We start from the raw sequence: 23,656 nt of genomic DNA on the forward strand, positions 1-23,656 counted from the left end.
CCGAGTGCCTGCCCTATGTGGAGAATTCTTCCTGGCTGTGGTGTGCGTTCCTTCCCAGTTACCTGCCCTTCACCGAGTCCGCCGTGACGATGAGGGCCGGAATTCTGGGACTGAGGTGGGAGGGCTCGGGTCGGCGGCGGCAGTAACCGGGGAGGAGCGCGCAGGCATGGACGGACCAGGTACCTGGAACAGCTTGACTGGTAAACGAATGGTGCACACTGAGAAACAAGATGTATGATGGCAGTCACATCAGTCCCTCAACTCCTTGAAGGAGAGGCCCCCTTGGAAGAGCTGCGCATCGAAGCCCACGGCAACCTTGGCCCCATCGATTCATCCCGCATTCCCCGGTACGCGGGAGCTGCCACCTATGCCCGCCTTCCGCGCCTGGACCAGGTGGCCAAGGCCGACGTTACGGTGGTGGGCGTCCCCTTCGATTCCGGCGTCTCCTACCGCCCGGGGGCCCGCTTCGGCGCCAACCATGTCCGCGAGGCCAGCCGGCTGCTGCGCCCGTACAACCCGGCGTGGGACGTCAGTCCGTTCGAAAACATCCAGGTGGCCGACGCCGGTGACATGGCCGTCAACCCGTTCAACATCAACGAGGCCATCGAAACCATCCAGCAGAACGCCCTGGACCTGACGGCAGGCGGCAGCAAGCTGGTGACCCTGGGCGGTGACCACACCATCGCCCTGCCGCTCCTTCGCGCCGCCGCCGAGCGGGCCGGAGAGCCCATCGCCATGCTCCACTTCGATGCGCACCTGGACACCTGGGACACCTACTTCGGCGCCGAGTACACCCACGGCACCCCGTTCCGCCGCGCCGTCGAAGAAGGCATCCTGGATACGGAAGCCATCAGCCACATTGGCACCCGTGGACCGCTCTACGGCAAAAAGGACCTCGACGACGACCATCGCTTCGGGTTTGGCATCGTCACGTCCGCTGACGTCTACTACCAGGGCGTCCTGGAAACCGTGGCCAAGGTCCGCGACCGGATCGGCAACCGCCCGTTGTACATTTCCGTAGACATCGACGTCCTGGACCCCGCCCACGCCCCGGGCACCGGCACCCCCGAGGCCGGCGGCATTACCAGCCGCGAGCTGCTGGAAATCATCCGCGGCTTCCGCGGCATGAACCTGGTGGGAGCGGACGTGGTGGAGGTTGCCCCCGCCTATGACCACGCCGAAATCACCGGCGTCGCCGCCAGCCACGTCGCCTACGAACTGGTCACGCTAATGGCTGACAACGCCGTAGCGGGGGACCGCTTCGGAGCAGCCACCGGATACGCCGCCCAGGCGCTCGGCCAGGAAGCCCGCCGCCCGGCAGGTTTCGCTCCGGCAGGCAAGGAATAAGCGGATGGGTGACGCCACTGCGGGTGCGGCCGCCGTGCCCGCAACAAACAGTTCGGGCGTGCGCAACGGCGGGGACCTCGTCGTCGAAACCCTTGAGGCGCTGGGTGCCAAGACCGTCTTTGGCATCCCGGGCCAGCACGCCCTGGGCCTCTTTGATGCGATGGGCCGCGGGAACCTGCAGTTCGTCTCCTCCCGGGTGGAAAACAACAGTGCCTTTGCCGCGGACGGGTATTCCCGGGCGACGGGCGAAGTGGGAGTCCTGTTCCTGTCCACCGGACCCGGCGCACTGACGTCACTGGCTGGGCTGCAGGAAGCCTACGCCACCGGAGTGCCCATGGTAGTGGTGGCCAGCCAGATCCCGCTCGAGGGGCTCGGCGCGCGGCGCAAGGGCATGCTGCACCAGCTTGACGACCAAAAGGCGTCGGCGGCCAACGTCACCAAGAGCCAGCGGCTGATCCAGCACGCGTCCGGCATCCCGTCCGCCATCCAGGACGCCTGGACCGAGGCGATTTCCTCGCCCCAGGGTCCCGTCTGGCTGGAGATCCCGCAGAACGTCCTGCTTGATCCCATCATGGTGCCCCCGGTGGAGGATGCGCTTGCGGAGGCGGCTGACAACCCGCCCCGGGTGGAGCTGGTCCGGGAGGCGGTGAAATGGCTTCAGTCCGCGGAACGTCCGGCCATCATCGCCGGCGGCGGCACACGGCGGGGCCGGGCCGAGAAGTCCCTCCTCTCGATTGCCGAGAAGCTTCGCGCACCTGTGATCTGCACTCCGGGCGGAAATGGCGCCTTCCCCTGGAACCATGAGCTTTCGCTACAGTCCTGGATCGAGGACCGCTATATGACGGATCTCCTGGAGGACGCGGACGTCCTGGTAGTGATCGGCTCGTCCCTGGGGGAGGTCACCTCCAACTACTTCACGTTCGAGCCCCGCGGCCGGATCATCCAGATCGATGCCGAACCCAGGGTCCTGGAGTCCAACCGGCCCGGGCTGGGCATCCGGGCGGACGCAGGCCAGGCGCTCGCGGCCCTTGATGAAGCCCTGGGGGCTGGGGCTGGCGGGACCGCGCCCAGCTGGCACGGCACGTCGCCGGAAAACCTGGTGAGCGAATCCCTGGCGAAGGTCCGCGCGCGGCTGGAATCGCAGGACCTGGCCAAGGAACTGAAGTTCATGGCGGACATCCGCGAGGCGGTGCCGGCGGACATGCAAACCTTCTGGGACATGACCATCGCGGCCTACTGGGGCTGGAGCTGCTGGGACGCCCGGGAGGGCCAGTTCCATTCAGCCCAGGGGGCAGGCGGGCTGGGCTTCGGCTTCCCGGCGGCCATCGGCGCGGCCGTGGGACTCGAAACGGTGGGCAGGCCCGCTGGCTCTGCCCGGGTACTGGCAGTATCCGGCGACGGATCCTCGATGTATTCCATCTCTGAACTCGCCACGGCGAAGCAGCACAACGTTCCGGTCACTTGGCTGATTGTGGACGACGGCGGTTACGGCATCCTGCGCGAATATATGGTGGGCGCCTTCGGCAAAGCCACGGCCACGGAGCTGGCCCGCCCGGACTTCGTCAAGCTCGCCGAGGCGTTCGGTGTGCCTGCCGTTAAGGTGGCGCCGGCGGATGTGGGGGACGCGCTGAAGGCGGGGTTCGCTGCCGACGGGCCAAACGTCGTCGTGGTGGAAACCCTGCTGAAGATGTTTGCCCCCACGCACCTGGCGGAATGACCAGCCGCTCCTCCTGACCCCGGTCCACTTGAGGCCCCAGCTCGCACAGAGCTGGGGCCTTTCGCGTTCAGCGCTAAATGAGGTTAGTTTCCCAAAGCAACAACTTAGGGGATATAGTTGCTTCAGGCAAACAACTGAGGGAGTCCATTAACCATGGCAGTAGCGCCGGATACGGCAGCCGACCTTGTGTACCAGATCTTCGATCTCCAGCGGGCGGTGCGGTGCATCGCCACCGCCAGCGTGCGCGGGCAGGACACCGGCGTGGCGCTGCAGGGCGTGCTGCGTTTCGTGGGCGAAGGGGAGGCCAGGGCCACGCGCCTGGCCGAGCGGCTGGGAGTCAGCGCGCCGGTGCTCAGCCGGCACATCGCGGACCTGGAGGAGCATGGGCTGGTGGTCCGCAGGCAAGACCCCGACGACGGCCGGGCCCAACTGGTTGCGCTGACGCCCCTGGGAGCGGAAAAACTCCGCAGCATCGAGGACCAGCGGACTGCGGTCCTGCAGGACTACCTGCGCGACTGGAGCGAGGAAGACGCCGGCGCTACGGCCAAGATCCTGCACAAGCTCACCGAATCACTCAAACAATCAGCCCGGGCAACGGCGGCCGGCACCATCACAACCACCGCTTAGGAGCAGACCCATGGCAAGAACAGCCACCCCCGCCGCATTGCCCGGCGCACCCGCAGGCACTGCGCCCGAGATGTCCCACCGCCAGATCATGGAAGCCCTCACCGGGCTCCTAGCCGCCTTCTTCACGGCGATCCTCAGCAGCACCATCGTGGCCAATGCGCTGCCCACCATCATGTCCGACCTGCACGGCACCCAGACCGACTTCGCCTGGGTTATCACCGCCGCGCTGCTGGCCAACGCCGCCACCACCCCCATCTGGGGCAAACTCGCCGACCTCTTTGATAAGAAGGTCCTGGTCCAGCTCAGCATCATCATCTTCGTCGCCGGCTCCGTCATGGCCGGGTTGTCCGAAACCATCCCGCTGCTGCTGGGCGCCCGCGTGATCCAGGGTGTGGCCATGGGCGGGCTCACGGCACTGTCGCAGGCCATCATCGGCACCATGATCCCGCCGCGGAACCGCGGGAAGTACTCCGGCTACATGGGGGCGGTCATGGCAGTCGGCACCGCCGGCGGACCGCTGCTGGGCGGCTTCATCGTGGACAGCCCGCTCGGCTGGCGCTGGACCTTCTTCGTCTGCGTGCCGCTCGCCGTCGTCGCCCTCATCCTGCTGCAGGTCACCCTCAAAATCAGCCACGTCCGGCGGCCCGCCAAGATCGACTGGCTGGGCTCCATCCTGCTGACCTCCGGCGTGAGCCTGCTGCTGATCTGGGTCTCCTTCGCCGGCAACCCCGCCTACTATGACTGGGTCTCCTGGCAGTCCGCCGTCATGGTGGGCGGCGGAATCCTCCTGCTGGCCCTGCTGGTCCTGGTGGAGTCCAAGGTGCAGCAGCCTATTATTCCGCTCCAGATCATCTCCGAACGCACCACGGCGCTGGCCATCCTCGCCTCCGTGGCCGTGGGCGTGGCAATGTTTGGTTCCTCCACCTTCCTGGGCCAGTACTTCCAGGTGGCACGGGGCGCCAGCCCCACGGAGGCCGGTCTCCTGACCCTGCCGATGATCGCCGGAAACCTGGTCGGTTCTGTGGTTTCCGGGCAACTGATCAGCCGGACGGGCAAGTGGAAGGGCTACCTGATCGCCGGCTCCATCCTGCTGATCGGCGGGCTGGGACTGTCCGGAACTATGGACCACACCACCGAGCTCTGGCACGCAGGGGTCTTCACCGCAGTGCTGGGCCTTGGCCTGGGCATGCTGATGCAGAACCTTGTGCTGGCCGTTCAGAACACCGTCCGGGCATCGGCCATTGGGACGGCGAGTGCCTCGGTTGCGTTCTTCCGGTCCGTGGGCGGCGCCATCGGCGTCTCCGTCCTGGGCGCCATCCTGGCCAACCGCGTCAGCGAGCTGGCCACGCAGGGCCTGGCAGCCGCAGGGATCCCCGTTGATGGAGGCACGGCCGGAGCCAGTATGGACCTGGCGCACATGCCGGAACCCGTCCGCGACGTCATGCGTGCCGCCTACGGTGACGCCACCGCGGAGGTGTTCCTGATCTCCGCTGCCGTGGCCGTTGTGGCGCTGGTGGCCGTACTGTTCATCAAGGAGAAGCCCCTCCGGCGCACGGTGGACATCCAGCCGGGGGCCGAGGATAAGGGTGCGACGGCGGAGCTCGCCCCGGCAGGCAGGTGACCCTGAGGGGTAATCCCCACGGATGATCTTTCCTGAGTGTGTTTCACCAGGGGGAGGAGTTTCGTAGAGTGGGAAAGCTGAGGATGTCGGCCCCGGCTGCTACTACTTAAGCCTCCTGCTTTTGCGAACCATCATCGAACTCACCACTAAGGACCCGTGGGCATGCTCCTCACCCTCATACGGCGGTTTTCCCGGCCGTATCGGCCGTACATTGCGGCCGTCATCGTGTTCCAGCTGGCGTCCACCATCGCCGCGCTGTACCTGCCCAGCCTGAACGCCCAGATCATCGATGAAGGGGTATCCCGCGGGGACACCGGCTTCATCTGGCGGACGGGCGCGGTGATGCTGGTGGTGGCATTCATCCAGGTGGGCACCGCCATTGCCGGGGTCTACTTCGGCTCGAAGACAGCCATGGCAATAGGCCGGGACCTGCGGCGCGGGGTTTTCCGCAAAGTCACCAGCTTCTCGGCCATGGACGTCAACGCTTTTGGCGCCCCCACGCTCATCACCCGCGGCACCAACGATGTCCAACAGGTCCAGATGCTTGTGCTGATGGGACTGAACTTCATGGTGGCAACGCCCATCATGTGCGTGGGCGGCATCATCATGGCGCTGCGCGAGGACCTCAACCTGTCCTGGCTGGTGTGGGTTTCCGTGCCCCTCCTGACGGTGGTGGTGGGGTACCTGGTGGTCCGGCTCATGCCGCTGTTCCGGTCCATGCAGAAAAAGATCGACCGCATCAACGCAGTGCTGCGGGAGCAGATCATCGGCATCCGGGTGGTCCGGGCCTTCGTCCGGGAACCGTATGAAACAGGGCGCTTTGGCGAAGCGAACAAGGAACTGACGGACGTCTCGCTGAAGATCGGCGCCCTGTTTGTGCTGATGTTCCCTGCCATCGGCATGATCCTCCACCTGTCCACCGCTGCCGTGCTGTGGTTCGGCGGGCAGCGCGTGGATTCGGGCGAGATGCAGGTGGGCGCCCTGACCGCCTTCCTGCAATACCTGCTGCAGATCCTGGTTGCCGTCATGATGGGCACGTTCATGGCCATGATGATCCCCCGCGCGTCAGTATGCGCGGACCGCATCGGCGAGCTGCTCGACGTCGAGCCCTCCATCCACGACCCCGAACGGCCCGAGGTGCCGGGCACGCTGGCCGGTGTGGTGGAGTACCGGAACGTCACCTTCGCCTATCCCGGCGCCGAATCGGCGGTGCTGAGCAACATCAGCTTCACGGCCCGTCCCGGCCAGACCATCGCCATCATTGGTTCCACCGGCGCGGGAAAGACCTCCCTGCTCTCCCTCCTGCCCCGGCTTTACGATCCCGCCGAGGGAGAGGTGCTGCTGGACGGAGTCCCGGTCAGCAGGATGGACCGGGCCGACATCACCCGGCGCGTGGCCTTGGTGCCCCAGCGCCCGTACCTCTTCTCCGGAACCATCGAGCACAACCTGAGGTTTGGAAAAACCGAGGCCACTGACCAGGAACTGTGGGAAGCGCTTCAGGTGGCGCAGGGCGACGAGTTTGTCCGCGCCAAGAAGAACGGCCTCGGATCCCGCATCTCCCAGGGCGGAACCAACGTCTCCGGCGGCCAGCGCCAGCGCCTTTGCATCGCCAGGGCACTCGTGAGCAGGCCCCGGGTGTACCTTTTCGATGATTCATTCTCGGCACTGGACGTGGCCACGGACGCCCGGCTCCGGACCGCGCTGAAAGGCATCACCGCCGATGCCACCGTGATCATCGTGGCGCAGCGGATCTCCACCATCACCGAGGCGGACCAGATCCTGGTGCTGGACAACGGACGCATCGTGGACCGCGGAACGCACCAGGAGCTACTGGAAACCTCGCCCACCTACCAGGAAATCGTCGAATCCCAACTGAGCGTGGAGGAAATGGCATGAGCGCCCGCAGGAAGGACTCCACCGACGTCACGGCAACAGCAGCTGCCCGGGACTCGAGCGGCAGGGAACTGACGGAGGAACCCGTCGAGGATGACGACTTCGTGGAGGAGGAGTTCAAACCCTCCGAAGCCGACGGGGACATGTTTGGCGGGATGCCCGCCAAGAAAGCCCAGCACTTCTGGCCCTCCGCCAAACGCCTGATGGGGCTGCTGAAGCCCGAGGCCCTGGGAATCTACGTGGTGGTGGGCATGGTGGTGATCGCCGTGGTCCTGAACGTCATCGCCCCCAAGATCCTGGGGCAGGCCATGGACGTCATCTTTGCCGGAGTGGTGGGCAAGCAGCTTCCGGCCGGCGCCAGCAAGGAACAGTTCGTGGACGGGCTGCGCCAGCAGGGCCAGGACAACTTTGCGGACATGGTCTCCCGGATGGAACTGGTGCCCGGCACCGGCATCAACTTCGACAAACTCAGCATGCTCATCGCGGTGGTCCTGCTGATGTACTTCGTGGCCAACATCTTCCTCTGGCTGCAGGGCTACGTGCTGAACCGCATCGTCATGAAGGTCATCAGGCGGCTCCGGGACGACACCGAACGGAAGCTGAACCGCCTCCCGCTGAACTACTTCGACACCCGTCAGCGCGGGGACGTGCTGTCCCGGGTAACGAACGACGTCGACAACATCCAGCAGGCGCTGCAGCAGGCCTTCGCCCAGCTCATCAATTCGCTGCTGACCGTCATCGGCATTGTGGTGATGATGTTCATCGTGTCCTGGCAGCTGGCCCTGATAGCGCTGGTTGCCCTTCCCCTCTCCGGCGTCGCGGCGGGCATGATCGGCGTGCGCAGCCAGAAGCTCTTCGCCGCACAGTGGAAGAGCACGGGGGCGCTTAACGGGCAGATTGAGGAGTCCTTCTCGGGCCACGACCTGGTGAGGGTCTTCGGCCGAGACTCGGACATGCTGGCACGGTTCGAGGAACGCAACGAGGAACTGTACAAGGCCAGCTTCGGTGCACAGTTCGTATCCGGCATCATCTTCCCGGTCATGCAGTTCGTCTCCTACCTCAGTTACGTGGGCATCGCCGTGGTGGGCGGACTCCGGGTGGCTTCCGGGTCCATGACCCTGGGCGACGCCACCGCATTCATCCAGTACTCACGCGAGTTCACGCAGCCGCTGGGCCAAATGGCCGGCATGGCGAACATGCTGCAGTCCGGCGTGGCCTCCGCTGAACGGGTCTTCGAGTTCCTCGACGCCGACGAGCAGGACGCGGAAACCGCCACGGAGCACCTCCCGGCCAGGACGGACGGGCACGTTGACTTCAATAACGTCACGTTCAGCTACACCGAGGACAAGAAGCTGATCGAGAATCTCTCCTTCACCGCCGAACCGGGAAACACCGTCGCCATCGTGGGGCCCACCGGCGCCGGAAAGACCACCCTGGTCAACCTGGTCATGAGGTTCTACGAGCTCAATTCCGGTTCCATCAGGCTGGACGGCGTGGACATCACCCACCTCAGCCGCTCCGAGCTCCGTTCCAAGGTGGGCATGGTGCTGCAGGATGCCTGGCTGTTCGGGGGGTCCATCTATGACAACATCCGTTACGGCAACCTGGAGGCTACCGAGGAGCAGGTGATGGCTGCGGCCAAGGCTACCTTCGTTGACCGCTTTGTCAGGGCCCTGCCGGAGGGCTACAACACCGTCATCGACGAAGAGGGCAACAATGTCAGCGCCGGCGAGAAACAGCTGATCACCATTGCCCGTGCCTTTGTGGCAAACCCGTCCCTGCTCATCCTGGATGAGGCCACCAGCTCTGTTGATACCCGTACCGAACTGCTTGTGCAGAAGGCCATGGCCGCGCTCCGTACGGACCGCACCAGCTTTGTGATTGCCCACCGGCTCTCAACGATCCGCGACGCAGACACCATCCTGGTGATGGAAAACGGCAGGATCGTTGAACAGGGCAACCACAAGGTCCTCCTCGCCGCGAAGGGCGCCTACTACCGCCTGTACATGTCCCAGTTCGCAGGAGCGGACGCAGGGGAAGTCCCGGTGGACGACTCCACGGCGGTGCACAGTTGAGCGCCGACGGCCGGATCGAGGTCATGGTCCCCATGCGGTGGGGGGACATGGACGCCTACGGGCACATCAACAACGTCCAGATTGTCCGGATGCTCGAGGAAGCCCGGATTGCGGCCTTCGGCCCGCCCCGCGGGGCCGGGCTGCCCGGAGTTGATCCGCACGTCTCCCTGTTCAATGACGTCCCGCAGGGCACCATGGCTTTGGTGGTGGACCACAAGATTCGCTATGTCAGGACCCTTGAATACCGGAACGTGCCGGCCGTGGTGCAGGTGTGGATCGGGGCCGTCAAGGGGGCCAGCTTCGACATCCACTACCTCATCCAGGACCCGGTCACCCGGGAGGACTGCGTGAAAGCGAGCAGCCACCTGGCGTTCGTGGACGAGGCCACGGGGCGCGTGCAGCGCCTGACGCCTGAACAGAAGGAACGCCTGGCCCCGTTCACGGCCTGAGGGCGGAGGGTCCGGCACCGGCACGGCCCGTTGCGCAGGAGCAGCAAGCATCGGAAACTGAAAACCTAAACAAGGAGCAAACATGGCCCAGAAAAAGACCTGGAAAGAAATGTCGCCGTCAGCAAAGGCCGGCACCATCCTGGTAGCCATCGCGCAGGTATCCCTGCTGGTGGCAGCGCAGCGGGACATCTCGAAACGGCCCGCGGCACTCATCAACGGCCCCAAGGCAGCCTGGCGGGCGGCATCCTTCATCAACTTCATCGGCCCCGTGGGCTACTTCACCTTCGGCCGGAAGCATCCCGGCGCCGGCAAATAGCGGCGTTCCAGCGCCGGGGCCAGGCTGTTGAGGGCCCGGCCAGCGCGGCTGCTGACCCGGGCGCCTCCGTTGTACGGGCGGGGCCCACACCCCAGGTTTCCCCAGCTGAGCTTGCGAGGCTAGGGTGCGGGTGGGGACTAGACCGGAACCCGGAACGTGAAGGTGGTCCCTTCGCCCAGGGCGCTGTCCACTTCAATGGTCCCGCCGTGTGCCTCAACAATGGCCTTGCTGATCGGCAGGCCCAGACCCACGCCGGGGATGGCTGTCCGGCGGACAGTGCTGGCACGGAAGAACTTGGCGAAGACCTCGGACGCGTCTTCCGCAGTCATGCCCATGCCGGTATCGGTGACCCGGCATGCCAGGTGTCCGTCCTCGCGGGCGAGCGAGACCATGACGCTGCCGCCGTCGGGGGAGTATTTGATGGCGTTGGACACCAGGTTGTCCAGCACCTGCGAAATCCTGGGCCCGTCCACGTGGGCCTCCAGCCGTTCCGGGGTGCGAGCCTCCAGTGCCACTCCTGACGCTGCAGCCCTGGGTATGGCGGAGGAGACGCTGGAGCGCACCAGCTCTGCCACATCCACGGCCTCGGGCGTCACGATCAGTTGGCCGTTCCGGCTGGAGAGAAGGTCCGATACCAGTGTCAGGAGCCGTTCCGAGTTGCGGCGGATGATTTCGAGCATGTCGCGCTGGGTGTTCTCCGGCTCATCACCGAGCAGGATTTCCACGTAGCCCAGGATCGAGGTCAGCGGCGTCCGGAATTCGTGCGAGACGCTGGAGACGAAATCATCCTTGGCCGTCAGGGCATTCACCAGGTCCGTGACATCGCTGAAGGCAATGACGGAACCGGCGAACGTGCCGTCGTTGTCCTTCATGGCGCGGGCGGTGGTCACAAAGGCGCGCTGATCGCTCCCTGAGCCCAGCCACACAAGGTAGTCCGTGAAGGTTTCCCCGAGGACGGCGCGGCGGACCGGCCGTTCCTCAACGGGGACCAGCGTCACGCGGTCCGGCCCGAAGACCAGCAGCTGGGACTCGTTCGGGTCGGCGATGTCCTTGGGCCGGGCGAGCTCGTGGTTGATCCGCTGCCGTCGGTTCATCAGGACATCGTGCCCGTCCGCATCCACTGCAAGGACCCCCAGGTGGACAGTGTCCAGGATGGTGTTGAGCAGCGCCCCCTGGCGCTGGCTGGTGCGCAGGTTGTCCTGCAGCTGGGCATCCTTCTCTTCAAGTTCCCGCTGCTGCCGCGTCATGCTGAGCGTCAACACACTGACCGAGACCCCGATGCCGAGCATCATGACCGGCAGGAGCAGGGACCGCGCCAGGTCCTGGGGCGACGGGTTTCCCTCCAGCAGCAGCGGAACCCAGATGATGGCAAGCGGCGCAAGGAAAGACAGCCACAGGGACGTCCGGGGGTAGTACCCGGACGCGCAAAGCCAGATCACCGGGAACACTGCCAGCAGGCTGATTCCGGTGAGGCTCTCCTGCCCGCCGCCCTCCCGGCCCACCGCAATGGAGACGAAGTCCAGCAGCGGAATGATGAGGAAGCTCGTATACGGCAGCCGGTCCCAGGGGACCAGGTAGCAGAGGGCCATGATGACAGGCTGCGATACCAGGAAGGTCACGAACAGCGGGTTGTCCATGGTGACGGGAAAGAAAGCCCACACCAAGAATGCCGTGAGGAGCGTCGTCACGAACAAGGGCATCTGGCTTAGCGCCACGCGGTCCGTCAGCCGATACTCGTGGAAGGGCCGGCGGAAAAACCTCAGCTTGCCCGAGGACCACGCCACGGGGTGGTCCATGGCACGGAACTTGCGGGGCGGGGTGTGTGAGGCCATGCCAGCAGGATATCGGCAGCGGGCTATACTTCAGACGTTGGCTGCTGAGGGGGCGCTATGAGTGATGCACGAGTGGGACTGGTCATCGAGGATGACCAGGACATCCGGGAACTGGTACGCACTGTGCTGTCCCAGGCCGGTTTCGACGTAAGCGTGGCCAGCAGCGGGGCGGAAGGCGTCCTTGTGGCCAAAAACCTCAATCCGGACGTCATCACCCTTGACCTCGGCCTGCCGGACATCGACGGTTTTGAGGTGTCCCGCCAGATCCGCGAATTTTCCGACGCCTACATTGTGATGCTCACGGCCCGCACGGAGGAGCTGGACACCCTGATCGGGCTGGAGTCCGGGGCGGACGACTACCTCACCAAACCGTTCCGCCCCAGGGAATTGCGCGCCCGCATCGCCGCCATGATGCGCCGTCCCCGTTCCGTTGCTGATCCGGACGCTGTGCCCGCAGATGCCGCCTCCGAGGCCGGAGCCGCCCACCCTGAGCGCGGAAATTACAGCCACAACGGGCTGGAGCTGAGCTACTCGTCCCGGACCGTGGTTGTTGACGGCAAGGAAATGAACCTGACCCGCACCGAATTCGAACTCCTTCACGCCCTTCTGGAAGCGGGCCGGACTGTCCGGACCAAATCGGACCTGGTGCGCCGGCTGCGGGACGAGGATTACGACGTCGGCAGTTACATCAGCGAAGCCGACGAACGGTCCGTCGAAGTCCATATGGGCAACCTGCGCAAGAAGCTGGGTGACTCACCGCAGAAGCCCCGCTGGCTACAGACCGTCCGTGGCGTGGGTTACCGCCTGGCTCCGGGAGAACACTGAGACTGCAGGCGGTGCATGGTCTGCCGGCTGCACTGGTTGATGGGCCGAAGGAATGCGGCGGCCAGCTGCGGCAGGACAACAGCCACATCTGAGTGGCGGGCTTCGCTGCGGAGCTCGCCCTCCAGGTCCATGGCCAGGCTTGCCAGCCGCTCGGCACCCACCATCTGGCTGGAGGTTTTCAGGCTGAGGACTGCATCCACGGAACCTTCCAGGTCCCCCGTGGTCAGCGCCAGCCGGAGGCGGCCAATCCGGTGCGGCAGGTACTCGATGAAGTTCCCCACAAAGACTTTGCAGTACCCCTCGTCCTCTTCCAGCTCCTCCCGCAACCGGTCGAGAACCGACTGGTCCACCAAGGGCCTGCGGGCATCATCTGCGGCGCTCATGACGGTCCTTTCGGCGGAAACTGTCCCTTCCAGGAAGGGGTCGATTACGTGGGGCATGTGTTTCACTTCAGGTTAGGGGCGTAGCTTTCGCGCGACGGGTTTTGAAAACAGAATTGTGGGTTTCTTGATGAGACTGCGGGTTTACCCCAAGTCCCTGAGCCCGTGGTTTTGCGCCGAATTTCGCGCCTGGTCTGGCCTCCGATTTACAAGCCCGGTCCGCAGTCCGGAGAACCCATCCATCCTTCCGGTTTGGACGCAAGAACCGCGGCGAGAATGCCCAAAGATTGGCTCAAGATCCTTCTGCGGGCGGTGAATCCGGGTGAGGCCGGCAAGCTGGCTCAGCGGCCGGTTTCCAGGAACCGCACGAGCTCCCCTTCCAAGGCGGAGCTGTCCTTGAGTTCGCATTCCCAGACGGTGAGCACCTGCCAGCCGGCGTCTTCGAGCAGGCGGCGCTGATTGGCGTCCCGGTCGCGGGTCCGGGTGCGTTTGGCGGCCCAGAACTCGGCGTTGGCCTGGGGCGCGTGCTGGCCCACCCGGCAATCGTGGAAGTGCCAGAAGCAGCCGTTGACAAAAATGACCTTGCGGCGGCCGGCGAACACCAGGTCCGGGTTGCCGGGCAGCCGGGTGGCGCCAGCTTTGCCGTGCAGCCGGTACCGGTATCCCTTGGCGTGGAGGAGCCTGCGCACCAGCAGTTCCGGCTTGGTGTCCTTGCCCCGGATCCGGGACATGTTCCAGCTGCGCCGCTCAGGAGTGAGCTTGTCCGCCATGCCTTCAGTCTAGGAGCAGTTTAGGAGCTCCTAGATTTCGCGTTCGGGCTGTTCGCCGAACTCGAAGTGCCGGCCGCTCACGGATGTCGGCTCGATCTCCACGTAGAAATCCTTGAGCGTGGGCACCCAGGTCTTCAGCCCCAGTTCTTCCACCGCCGCCAGCTCCGCGGAGTTGCTGAGGACGCGGGCCTTTCCGCGCAGCACCACGGACCATGCCTCCTCCGAAAGGATGCCGTCCGTTTCGAAGAGAACCGTGGAGTTGATGGTCAACTGGGCCAGTTTGTTTCCCGGCGCCGTCCGCAGGTAGATCTTCCGATTGGCCGTGACGTAGTTGACAGGGAAAATATCCGGCTCTCCCGCAACGGAGACCACCAGCCTCCCATGCTTGGTGCCCTCCAGCAGGCGCCAGGACTGCTCATCGTCGAGTTCCAGTACGGGGTGTCCATCCACATGTTCAAACATCATGGAGCCATTCTTCTACCTAATGTAGAAACGCGCCAGAGGGTTGGGGAACTTAGGAGCCGGTCAGGAGGTGGTGGTTCCGTGCCGTGAGCAGGTGGCGCTCCAGGCGTGCGGCGACACCTGGACTTTGACCCGGCGCCCGCACCGCCTGCAGTAGCGCGGCGGTTCCAACTGCAGCCGCGCGGCGCACTCATGGTGAGCGGCTCCCTGGGCAGGAACGTCCGACGGCGGTGCGATGCCGCCGTCGGACGTTTCCTGAAGGTGCGCCTTGCCGCAGTGGCTGCAAAAGCCGCCGGTGGTGGGGCTTATCGGGTGGTTGGGGATCATAGGGTTTTCTGGAGTTCCTTGATGGGCATGTTGAGATCCACCAGCAGGTTGAGGTCGGCGGCGGCGGGGCGGCCCAGGGTGGTGAGGTAGTTGCCGACAATGACGGCGTTGATCCCACCCAGGAGTCCCTCGCGCGTGCCAAGGTCACCGAGGGTGAGCTCACGGCCGCCGGCGTACCGCAGGACGGTGCGGGGCATGGCCAGGCGGAACGCGGCGATGGCACGCAGGGCGTCCTTGCCGTCCATCAGCTCCTGGTTTTCCAGCGGCGTGCCCGGCCTCGGGTTGAGGAAGTTCAGCGGTACTTCATGCGGTTCCAGGGCGGCGAGTTGCGCGGCAAGCTCCGCGCGCTGCTCGAGTGACTCACCCATGCCGATCAGCGCCCCGCAGCACAGTTCCATGCCCGCGTCCTTGACCATGGCGCAGGTCTCCAGCCGTTCGTCATAGCTGTGGGTTGTGACCACCTGGGGGAAGTAGCTCCGTGCCGTCTCCAGGTTGTGGTTGTAACGGTGTACGCCCCATGAAGCGAGCTGGTCCACCTGGCGCTGGGTGAGCATGCCAAGGGAGCAAGCGATGTTGATGTCCACTTCCTCGTTGATGCGGTCGATGGCGAACTTGATTTGGTTCATGAGTTTGATGTCGGGCCCGCGGACGGCTGCCACGATGCAGAATTCAGTGGCCCCGGTTGCAGCCGTTTCCTTGGCGGCCTTGACCAGTTCGGGGATGTCCAGCCAGACGCCGCGGACGGGGCTGTCGAAGAGGCCCGACTGGCTGCAGAAATGGCAGTCCTCGGGGCAGCCGCCGGTTTTGATGGAGATGATGCCTTCAACCTCCACGTCTTCTCCGCAGTGCTTGAGGCGGACCTGGTGGGCAAGCTCCAGGGCTGCGGGGACGGCAGCGTCGGGGAGGCGCAGAACCTCCACCAGCTGTGCTTCCGTGAGTCCGATTCCCTCCACCAGGACCTGCTGCCGGGCGGTTTCCAGGATGGGGTATTCCCGGAATGCGTGATTTGCCATGGTTGTCCTTTTCTTCGGCGGATGTCTCCTTTGACGGTAATTCGGGGAGGCCCACCCTTTTTTGTGGAGGGGCAACAAAGGTGCGGCAGGGCCTTTGTTTACAGAGAGAGTCAAGGCTTAACATTGCGGAAACAGCCCTGTGACCGGCCCGTCGATCTGGCTGGATAGCGTCGCTTCAGACCCTTCCCGGATGAAAGCGACGCAACAAAAATGCCCAATGACAAAGAGACAACGCAGCTGCTGGACCCGCCCGCACAGCCAGGTGCCGCCGTCGTCGGAAGTGTTCCCGCAGCTGTAGCGGGCAACGCTGCCGCACTGAACGCGACGAAGGAGAGCCTGGAGGACTACACGCTCCGGTTCGCGCCGCGCTCCTACCGGAAGTGGAGTGCCGGGGTTGTGGCAACCAGTGCGCTGGGCGGGATCGCATACCTGGCGGATTTCTCCATTGGCGCGAATATCGGGATCGCCTACGGCACCGTCAATGCCATCTTCGGCATCCTGGTGGCCGCCGTGATCATCTTCGCCACCGGCTTCCCGCTGGCGTACTACGCGGCGCGGTACAACATCGACCTTGACCTCATCACCCGCGGTTCCGGCTTCGGCTACTACGGGTCGGTGGTCACCAACGTCATCTTCGCGACGTTCACGTTTATTTTCTTCGCCCTGGAAGGTTCCATCATGGCCCAGGGCCTGGAAGTGGGCCTGGGCATTCCGCAGTGGATTGGGTATGCCGCTTCCACGGTGATCATCATTCCGCTGGTGATTTACGGGATGAACACCCTGGCCAAGCTGCAGGTGTGGACCACTCCGCTATGGCTGCTGCTGATGGTGGTGCCGGTGGGATACCTGCTGGTCTCGCACCCGGAGAGCATCAACACCTTCTTCGCGTACACCGGCGAATCGGGCGACGGCGGCCCGAACCTTGCGTCCGTCATGCTGGCCGCCGGCGTCTGCCTGTCCCTCATGGCGCAAATTGCCGAACAGATCGACTACCTGCGGTTCATGCCGCCGCGGACCGAAGCCAACAAGGGTGCATGGTGGCGCGCCGTGATCCTGGCGGGGCCGGGCTGGGTGATTTTCGGTGCGATCAAGCAGATTGTCGGGCTGTTCATTGCCATCTACCTCATCGCAACGCTGGATCCTGCCGCCTCGGCAACTGCCAACGAGCCCGTGCACCAGTTCCTGGGCGTCTACCGGGAAATGATGCCGGCCTGGCTGGCCATGACGCTCGCCGTGGTGCTGGTGGTCATCTCGCAGATCAAGATCAACGTCACCAACGCCTACTCCGGGTCGCTGGCCTGGACCAACAGCTTCACCCGGATCACCAAGACCTATCCCGGCCGCATGGTGTTCGTGGTGGTCAACCTGGCCATTGCCCTGGTCCTGATGGAGGCCAACATGTTCGACTTCCTCAACACGATCCTTGGTTTCTACGCCAACTGCGCCATGGCCTGGGTTGTCACGGTTGCGTCCGACATTGCCATCAACAAGTACCTGCTGAAGGTTTCCCCCAAGGTTCCCGAGTTCCGGCGGGGCATGCTGTACGCAGTGAACCCGGTGGGCTTTATCTCGATGCTGGCGTCCGCGGGGATTTCGATTGCGGTGTTCTTTGGTGCCTTTGGGTCCGCGATCCAGCCGTTCTCGCCGATCTTCGCGGTGGGCCTGGCCCTGGTCCTTCCGCCGGTGCTGGCCTTGGCCACCCGCGGCCGGTACTACCTCCGCCGCACTGATGACGGCATCGACCTGCCGATGTTCGACGCCGACGGGAACCCCAGCGACGCGAAGCTCCTCTGCCATGTCACAGGCATTGAGTTTGAGCGTCCGGACATGGTGCGGTCGGCACAGGACGCTCCCGACGGCGGCCCGCAGTATGTCTCGTCGCTCGCCTTGTCCACGGACAAGACAGGAGAGCTGGTGCTGCCTCCGCAGAAGTAGGTGGCCTTCGCGGCCACTAGAAAGTGCTTTGAAGTAGGGAAGCCGGCGCATTCATGCGCCGGCTTTTCTTATGACTTCTTTTACTGTCTCCGTGGTGATAAACCTTTGGCGGAAGCTGTGGATAAGTCTTATCGCCGAAATGTGACCTGGGCTACCCTTAACTCACTGTCCGGAGTTAGCCGTCTTGAAACTACTGGGGGATTAGCGGCCCATGACATCAATCCACGTCTCTACGCCTTGGGGAATGCGCTCAGCTGCTGCGGGCGCTGTTGTTGCTGCGACGCTGCTGCTGGCCGGATGCGCGGGCGGAGCGCCGGCGGACCCCGGGACTGCCACCCCTACGTCCACGGGACCGGCCACCCCCAGCGCATCGGCCACCCCGACGCCCACCCCCAGCGCCGTGTACAAGCCGGCCGACGCCTCCGGCCCCGCCCAAAACGTCCCCGTCCCCGTGCTGCCCGAGGTGGCGAAGACGGAGACGAAGGAGGGAGCGGAGGCATTCGCCAAGTATTGGTTTAGTGTGCTGAGTTACTCCTATGAAACAGGGGACATCGCTGCTTTTGAAAGCATCGAGCCACCGACATGTATGGCCTGCCAAAAAGTCAAAGAAGTGATTATCAACTGGAACTCGGAAGGACGATGGCTTGTAGGCGGAAAACTCTCGACGCCTGTCGCGGACACAACTTTTAATAAGGACCAGGCGGGCAACTACAAAGTCGCTGTGCAGGTTCGGCAGGAGCCATTGTCGTACATACGGGCCGATGGAACCACCGCTCGAACAGACCCACAGATGCCTGATCAAGGCAATCTGCTTGTCCTCAATTACACCAGCGGCGCGTGGTCAGTGGTTGAGCTCGGAAGCATAGTTGGCTAGCGGTGATCGGCCATCGTCTGCTCCGGGCCATTCTCGTAGCAGCCGTCTTGATTGCTCTCCCTGCCTACCCATTGCGTGCGGAAGGCGACAGTGATCCTGAGTTCGGTGGGGAATGGAACCCCGGTCTGCAATTTAATGGATACATGTGGGACGCTGAGGTCAACGATTTCGTACGAGCTGATCCCGCCCTCCCATATACCGACCCCAACGAGTACAAGTACGAACTCCAGTGCCACCTCGGTGGGGGCGACTTCGATACTCCTTGCCTAGCCCGGCAGTTGGAGTGCAAGGACGGGCCCGACGGTGAGGAAGGAATTCCGGTCACCTGGCTGTCGAGGCCTCGAGGTGTACCCGGCGCCGTGTGGGCTCACCATTCCGGCCCCACCTGCCTTTTCGACGCCAGGCCTGAGGACTTGCTGCCCAGGATCGCAGCCGACATCCAGCGGGAGTTCCAAAGCCTTCCGGTCAACGCTGGAACGGTCGTGGCCCAGCCCAGTCCGCACACATTGCGGGGCGCTGAAACCAACTTCTACGCCGAGGCAGCCGAACAGCAGTTCGACGTCACCATGTTCGGGCAGCAGGTGCACATCGTGGCCACCCCGGTCCAGTACACGTGGGACTACGGCGACGGCACCGTGTTCGGTCCCCAGCCCTCCATGGGCGGCGCGCTGCCGCAGGACCGCTGGGGCGAAAAAACCCGGACCAGCCACGCCTACGGAGCAACGGGCGACTTCCAGGTGGTGCTGACAACCACGTTCCAGGGAACCTATTCGGTCAACGCCGGACCACCCCTGCCGATTCCTGGACAAGGCCAGTTCACTGCCCCTCCCCAAACCATCAGTGTGTGGCGCTCATTGACCCGCAACTACGCCGACGACTGCAATGCCAACCCCCAGGGCCAGGGCTGCCCAGGGGCGGCAAGATAGACGACGCCCCATAACTTGGAAGCTGGCCGTCCGTCGGCTGTGATTCCCGTCGCAACCGGAATAGTTGCACGTGCATGCCGGTTGGCCAAGGCAGTAAGTCTTTAGCCTTCGAAAGGAACCGCGCATGCTGTTTTCCCCCCTCAACCTCGGCGAACTTGAGCTTCCGAACCGCCTGGTCATGGCACCTCTGACGAGGCTCCGCGCAGGTGAGGCAGGGGTTCCCGGTCCGCTCGTGGCAGAGCACTACCGCCAGCGCGCATCACTCGGCCTCATCGTCAGCGAAGGAACGTTTCCAACCCCCGCCGGCCGCTCCTACGCCGGCCAGCCGGGCATCGTCACCGAGGAACAGGTTGCCGGCTGGAAGAAGGTCACCGACGCGGTGCATGCCGAGGGCGGCCGGATGTTCGCCCAGATCATGCACGGCGGGCGCGTCTCTCACCCGGACATCACCGGCGGACTTGAACTGGTGGCCCCCAGCGCGGTTGCCATCGACGGCATCGTCCGCACCCCGCAGGGGAAGCAGCCCTATCCGGTGCCGCATGCACTGACCACCGACGAGCTCCCCATGGTGATCCAGGAATTCGTGAACGCGTCACTGAATGCCATCGAGGCCGGCTTCGACGGCGTGGAGCTCCACTCAGCCAACGGATACCTGCTGCACGAGTTCCTGGCTCCGAACTCCAACGTGCGCGACGACAGCTACGGCGGCTCGCCCGAGAACCGGGCCCGGTTCGTCATCGAGACCGTCAACGCCGTGGTGGCAGCCGTGGGCGCCAACCGTGTTGGCATCCGCATCTCCCCGGAGCACAACGTGCAGGGCATCGCCGAAACCGACGCCGCTGACGTCCGCGCCACCTACGAAGTACTGGTGGACAGCATCGCACCGCTCAACCTCGCCTACCTGAGCATCCTGCACCACGAGCCCACGGGTGAACTGGTCCAGGACCTCCGGGCCCGTTTCGGCGGGACTTTCCTGGTCAACACCGGCTTCGGCGTCATCACCACCCGGGACGAGGCAGCGTCCCTGGTGGACGCCGGACATGCCGACGCCGTAGTGGTGGGCCGCCCCGCCATCGCCAACCCGGACCTCGCCCGCCGCTGGAAGGAAAGCCTTCCCCTCAACGAACCGGATCCGTCCACGTTCTACGCGGACGGTGCGGAGGGCTACACGGACTACCCCGCCTACCAGAACTAGGACGGCACTTAACGACGACGGCGGCACCCGGCTTGGGTGCCGCCGTCGTTGGCTGCGCGGTGTGCTGTCCCGGCAGCGGGCGCCGAAGGCCATCCGACGGCCTGCGGCCCAAACTCTGAAGATGTGGCCCGCCGGGTCCTCAGGGATGCCGGCGGTGATCAGATCGTACTCCAACGAATGGACTTTTACTAGGGCCCTTTTTGTGGTGTTTCCGTCCGCTACAGCAGGGCCTCCCTGCCGGTTCCTTCCTTCATGACCAGCCTGCCGTCGTCGATCGAAACGAGGACGCTTTTTGGCCTGCCGCTTACCTTCGTGATGGCCTTCAGGCCGCGGTTTGTGACCTCCACGCCCACCTGTGCGCCTTTCGCCGGCAGCTCCACGGATACCTCGTTGGCGATGCCAAGGATCGGATTGGTGGAGACCCCAATGTCCCGCCGTGCCTGCTTCCCGTTGACCGTCACGGTGATGTTGGCCTCGTCGAACCCCTCCTGAAAAATGATAAGCAGTTCCCTCATGGTGGCCTCTTCCTCGAGCAATGGGTGCCTGTGACGGCACCTCCACTACAGCACTTTGCCGGCGGCAGCGGAATACCTTTGCCGGGAACAGGCGCGGGCAGGGCGTACCCGTGCCCGGCGGTGGAGACGCGCAACCCGGTAAGGCAAGATGTTCTGGTGACTCAACTGCCGCAGGCCCCTTCCGCCCCGTCCGCCTCCCCGAAACCGGACGAGGCCATCTACACGCAGATTGCCAATGAGCTGGGTGTCAAAGCCTGGCAGGTGAAGGCAGCGGTTGAACTGCTCGACGGCGGATCTACTGTGCCGTTCATCGCCCGGTACCGCAAGGAAGCCACCGGGACGCTGGACGACACCCAGCTCCGCGACCTCGACGAACGGCTGCGCTACCTCCGCGAACTTGCCGACCGCCGTCGGGCCGTCCTGGAGGCGATTGAAGCGCAGGGCCAGCTGACGCCGGAGCTGAAGAAGGCCATCCTTGCCGCGGACACCAAGTCCCGGCTGGAGGACATCTACCTCCCGTTCAAATCCAAGCGGCGAACCAAAGCGCAGATTGCACGGGAAGCCGGCCTTGAACCGCTGGCCGAGACCCTGCTGAAACGGCCGGACCTGGACCCGGAGCGCGAAGCCGGTAAATACCTCAACTCCGAACACGCCATCACGGACGCCGCAGCGGCGCTCGCCGGCGCCCGCTCCATTTTGGTGGAGCGCGTGGCCCAGGACCCGGATCTGGCAGCCGACCTGCGCGAGCGGCTGTGGGCGCAGGGACGCCTGGTGTCACGGGTGAAGAAGGGGAAGGAAACCGACGGCCAAAAGTTCGCCGACTACTTCGAGTTCGCCCAGGCCCCTGCGGGCATGCCGTCCCACCGGGTGCTCGCTTTGCTGCGCGGGGAAAAGGACGGCGTCCTTGAGCTGGACCTTGCGGAGGCGGATCCAAAGGACGACGACGCCCTTACCGCCGCCCGCAAGCGCTACGAGTCTGCGGTGGCCAGGTGCCTCGGGGTCGCCGACCGCGGACGTCCCGCCGACGCCTGGCTGATCCAGACCGCACAGGTGGCGTGGCGTTCGCGCCTGTTGTCCCGCCTCACGGCCGACCTTCGGGGCAGGATGTTCGCCGCCGCCGAGGACGAAGCCGTACGGGTCTTCGCGGCGAACCTGCGGGACGTCCTTTTGGCCGCCCCCGCAGGGAATCGGGCCACCCTGGGGCTGGACCCCGGGCTCCGGACCGGCGTCAAGGTGGCCGTGGTGGACGGCACCGGCAAGGTGGTCGCCACCGACACCGTCTATCCACACGCTCCGGCACGGAAGTGGGACGAAGCATTGGCCACGCTGGTCCGGCTGGTCCGGCAGCACAGCGTTGAACTCGTGGCCATCGGAAACGGCACGGCGTCCCGGGAAACCGACAAGCTCGCGGCCGAGCTGATCAAGCGGCTGCCGGACGCGGACCGCAAGCCGCAGAAGCTGGTGGTCTCCGAAGCAGGGGCATCCGTATATTCCGCTTCGGCCCTGGCTGCGGCAGAACTCCCAGGCATGGACGTGTCGCTGCGCGGCGCTGTGTCCATCGCCCGCCGCCTCCAGGACCCGCTCGCGGAGCTGGTGAAGATCGACCCCAAATCCATTGGCGTGGGCCAATACCAGCACGACGTGACAGCCTCGAAGCTGGACCGCAGCCTGGACGCGGTGGTGGAGGACTGCGTGAACGCCGTAGGCGTGGACGTCAATACCGCCTCGCCGGCGCTGCTCAGCCGCGTTGCCGGCGTCGGGCCCTTGCTCAGCGAAAACATCGTGGCGTACCGGAACGAGCACGGGCCTTTCGCCAAGCGCACCGACCTGAAGAAGGTGCCGCGGCTGGGGGCTAAGGCGTTCGAGCAGTGCGCAGGCTTCCTCCGGATCACCGGGGGGCCCGAACCGCTGGATGCCTCCAGCGTCCACCCCGAGTCCTACTCGGTTGCCCGGAAGATCCGGGCCGCTGCCGGATCGGCCCCGGCTTCCTCGCTGGACCCCCGCGAATTCGTGGACGATGTCTTCGGCCTGCCCACGGTGCAGGACATCCTGTCCGAGCTGGACAAACCGGGACGTGACCCGCGCCCTGCGTTTGCGGCCGCGGCCTTCACCGACGGGATCGAAAAGATTGCCGACCTCAAACCCGGAATGGTCCTGGAGGGCACCGTGACGAACGTTGCGGCCTTCGGCGCGTTCGTGGATGTGGGCGTCCACCAGGACGGGCTGGTGCACGTGTCCGCCATGGCCAGCCGCTTTGTCTCCGATCCGCGGGAAGTGGTCAAGTCCGGCCAGGTGGTCCGCGTCAAGGTGTTGGAAGCGGACCCGGACCGGAAGAGGATCTCCCTGACGCTGCGGCTCGACGACGATCCCGCCGTCGGCAGGACGGGATCCGGGCGCGCTGGCGGCAGTGCCCAGCGCGGCAATGCACAGGGCGGCAAGCCGGCGCGGAACGCGCCATCGCCGGGCCGTCCCTCGGCGCCGGCACCCGCGAAAAAGGAAGCTCCGGTCAATACGGCAATGGCAGAGGCGCTGCGGAAAGCCGGCCTGGGCAAATAAC

General features: G+C 64.8%; 22 protein-coding genes. 14 read left to right on the forward strand and 8 right to left on the reverse strand.

The annotated features are described in order from the left end of the window. Positions 1 to 282: 282 nt before the first annotated feature. The 8 genes from speB to ACIQF4_RS14330 all read left to right on the forward strand — a co-directional run bounded on the left by speB (position 283) and on the right by ACIQF4_RS14330 (position 10,045). Positions 283 to 1,347: an agmatinase gene (gene speB, locus ACIQF4_RS14295; protein ID WP_400516360.1), complete on the forward strand. Its 1,065-nt coding sequence runs from the start codon at positions 283 to 285 to the stop codon at positions 1,345 to 1,347. Positions 1,348 to 1,351: 4 nt separating this feature from the next. Further along, entirely contained in the window at positions 1,352 to 3,064 is a 1,713-nt protein-coding gene (locus ACIQF4_RS14300; protein ID WP_400516359.1) for a thiamine pyrophosphate-binding protein, read from the forward strand. A 153-nt stretch (positions 3,065 to 3,217) separates the two neighbouring features. After that, complete coding sequence (locus ACIQF4_RS14305) at positions 3,218 to 3,691, forward strand: MarR family winged helix-turn-helix transcriptional regulator (RefSeq protein WP_400516358.1); 474 nt, start codon at positions 3,218 to 3,220, stop codon at positions 3,689 to 3,691. 10 nt (positions 3,692 to 3,701) lie between these two features. Then, positions 3,702 to 5,312, forward strand: coding sequence for an MFS transporter (locus ACIQF4_RS14310; RefSeq protein ID WP_400516357.1), 1,611 nt, complete (start codon positions 3,702 to 3,704; stop codon positions 5,310 to 5,312). A 162-nt stretch (positions 5,313 to 5,474) separates the two neighbouring features. Then, positions 5,475 to 7,208 (forward strand): ABC transporter ATP-binding protein, encoded by a 1,734-nt coding sequence (locus tag ACIQF4_RS14315; protein WP_400516356.1) that lies wholly within the window; start codon positions 5,475 to 5,477, stop codon positions 7,206 to 7,208. Next, complete coding sequence (locus tag ACIQF4_RS14320; RefSeq protein ID WP_400516355.1) at positions 7,205 to 9,280, forward strand: ABC transporter ATP-binding protein; 2,076 nt, start codon at positions 7,205 to 7,207, stop codon at positions 9,278 to 9,280. The genes ACIQF4_RS14315 and ACIQF4_RS14320 overlap by 4 nt, the downstream gene beginning before the upstream one ends. Before the next feature lie 32 nt (positions 9,281 to 9,312). Next, on the forward strand, positions 9,313 to 9,729 hold the full coding sequence (locus ACIQF4_RS14325) for an acyl-CoA thioesterase (RefSeq protein WP_400516415.1): 417 nt from the start codon (positions 9,313 to 9,315) through the stop codon (positions 9,727 to 9,729). Positions 9,730 to 9,811: 82 nt separating this feature from the next. Continuing rightward, complete coding sequence (locus tag ACIQF4_RS14330; RefSeq protein ID WP_350003961.1) at positions 9,812 to 10,045, forward strand: PLDc N-terminal domain-containing protein; 234 nt, start codon at positions 9,812 to 9,814, stop codon at positions 10,043 to 10,045. A gap of 137 nt (positions 10,046 to 10,182) precedes the next feature. Here the strand turns inward: ACIQF4_RS14330 and ACIQF4_RS14335 are convergent, their stop codons facing one another. After that, positions 10,183 to 11,841 (reverse strand): sensor histidine kinase, encoded by a 1,659-nt coding sequence (locus tag ACIQF4_RS14335; RefSeq protein WP_400516414.1) that lies wholly within the window; start codon positions 11,839 to 11,841, stop codon positions 10,183 to 10,185. A 93-nt stretch (positions 11,842 to 11,934) separates the two neighbouring features. Here ACIQF4_RS14335 and ACIQF4_RS14340 point away from each other — a divergent pair, with 93 nt between their 5' ends. Next, positions 11,935 to 12,702, forward strand: a complete 768-nt coding sequence (locus tag ACIQF4_RS14340; protein WP_400516354.1) for a response regulator transcription factor — start codon at positions 11,935 to 11,937, stop codon at positions 12,700 to 12,702. On the opposite strand, the gene ACIQF4_RS14345 is transcribed toward ACIQF4_RS14340, so the two are convergent. The 5 genes from ACIQF4_RS14345 to bioB all read right to left on the reverse strand — a co-directional run bounded on the left by ACIQF4_RS14345 (position 12,675) and on the right by bioB (position 15,654). Then, the gene (locus tag ACIQF4_RS14345; RefSeq protein WP_350003976.1) at positions 12,675 to 13,085 is read right to left on the reverse strand and encodes an Hpt domain-containing protein; all 411 of its coding nucleotides are present in this window, start codon (positions 13,083 to 13,085) and stop codon (positions 12,675 to 12,677) included. The two genes, ACIQF4_RS14340 and ACIQF4_RS14345, sit on opposite strands and share 28 nt — an antisense overlap. Positions 13,086 to 13,423: 338 nt before the next feature. After that, positions 13,424 to 13,852: a very short patch repair endonuclease gene (locus ACIQF4_RS14350; protein ID WP_400516353.1), complete on the reverse strand. Its 429-nt coding sequence runs from the start codon at positions 13,850 to 13,852 to the stop codon at positions 13,424 to 13,426. 30 nt (positions 13,853 to 13,882) lie between these two features. Beyond that, on the reverse strand, positions 13,883 to 14,317 hold the full coding sequence (locus tag ACIQF4_RS14355; RefSeq protein ID WP_400516352.1) for a pyridoxamine 5'-phosphate oxidase family protein: 435 nt from the start codon (positions 14,315 to 14,317) through the stop codon (positions 13,883 to 13,885). A gap of 60 nt (positions 14,318 to 14,377) precedes the next feature. Continuing rightward, on the reverse strand, positions 14,378 to 14,641 hold the full coding sequence (locus tag ACIQF4_RS14360) for a hypothetical protein (protein ID WP_400516351.1): 264 nt from the start codon (positions 14,639 to 14,641) through the stop codon (positions 14,378 to 14,380). Continuing rightward, a complete protein-coding gene (gene bioB / locus ACIQF4_RS14365) occupies positions 14,638 to 15,654 on the reverse strand; it encodes a biotin synthase BioB (RefSeq protein WP_400516350.1) in 1,017 nt (338 codons plus the stop codon). The genes ACIQF4_RS14360 and bioB overlap by 4 nt, the downstream gene beginning before the upstream one ends. 210 nt (positions 15,655 to 15,864) lie before the next feature. Here bioB and ACIQF4_RS14370 point away from each other — a divergent pair, with 210 nt between their 5' ends. After that, on the forward strand, positions 15,865 to 17,589 hold the full coding sequence (locus tag ACIQF4_RS14370) for a hypothetical protein (RefSeq protein WP_350003956.1): 1,725 nt from the start codon (positions 15,865 to 15,867) through the stop codon (positions 17,587 to 17,589). Positions 17,590 to 17,790: 201 nt separating this feature from the next. On the opposite strand, the gene ACIQF4_RS14375 is transcribed toward ACIQF4_RS14370, so the two are convergent. Next, positions 17,791 to 18,096, reverse strand: coding sequence for a hypothetical protein (locus ACIQF4_RS14375; RefSeq protein WP_400516418.1), 306 nt, complete (start codon positions 18,094 to 18,096; stop codon positions 17,791 to 17,793). On the opposite strand from ACIQF4_RS14375, the gene ACIQF4_RS14380 reads away from it, so the two are divergent. The 3 genes from ACIQF4_RS14380 to ACIQF4_RS14390 all read left to right on the forward strand — a co-directional run bounded on the left by ACIQF4_RS14380 (position 18,041) and on the right by ACIQF4_RS14390 (position 20,584). Beyond that, positions 18,041 to 18,463 carry a DUF6318 family protein gene (locus tag ACIQF4_RS14380; protein ID WP_400579991.1) on the forward strand — a complete coding sequence of 141 codons (423 nt, stop codon included), beginning with the start codon at positions 18,041 to 18,043 and terminating at the stop codon, positions 18,461 to 18,463. The two genes, ACIQF4_RS14375 and ACIQF4_RS14380, sit on opposite strands and share 56 nt — an antisense overlap. A 143-nt stretch (positions 18,464 to 18,606) precedes the next feature. Next, a complete protein-coding gene (locus ACIQF4_RS14385; protein WP_400516348.1) occupies positions 18,607 to 19,389 on the forward strand; it encodes a hypothetical protein in 783 nt (260 codons plus the stop codon). Between the two features lie 124 nt (positions 19,390 to 19,513). Next, positions 19,514 to 20,584 (forward strand): alkene reductase, encoded by a 1,071-nt coding sequence (locus ACIQF4_RS14390; RefSeq protein WP_231457035.1) that lies wholly within the window; start codon positions 19,514 to 19,516, stop codon positions 20,582 to 20,584. A 218-nt stretch (positions 20,585 to 20,802) separates the two neighbouring features. Here ACIQF4_RS14390 and ACIQF4_RS14395 read toward each other — a convergent pair whose 3' ends face one another. Continuing rightward, positions 20,803 to 21,099 carry a hypothetical protein gene (locus tag ACIQF4_RS14395; RefSeq protein ID WP_350003953.1) on the reverse strand — a complete coding sequence of 99 codons (297 nt, stop codon included), beginning with the start codon at positions 21,097 to 21,099 and terminating at the stop codon, positions 20,803 to 20,805. A gap of 156 nt (positions 21,100 to 21,255) precedes the next feature. Here ACIQF4_RS14395 and ACIQF4_RS14400 point away from each other — a divergent pair, with 156 nt between their 5' ends. Continuing rightward, positions 21,256 to 23,655 carry a Tex family protein gene (locus ACIQF4_RS14400; RefSeq protein ID WP_400516347.1) on the forward strand — a complete coding sequence of 800 codons (2,400 nt, stop codon included), beginning with the start codon at positions 21,256 to 21,258 and terminating at the stop codon, positions 23,653 to 23,655. Position 23,656: the final 1 nt, after the last annotated feature.

Source organism: Pseudarthrobacter sp. NPDC092202 (assembly GCF_044755505.1).
GTDB lineage: Bacteria > Actinomycetota > Actinomycetes > Actinomycetales > Micrococcaceae > Arthrobacter.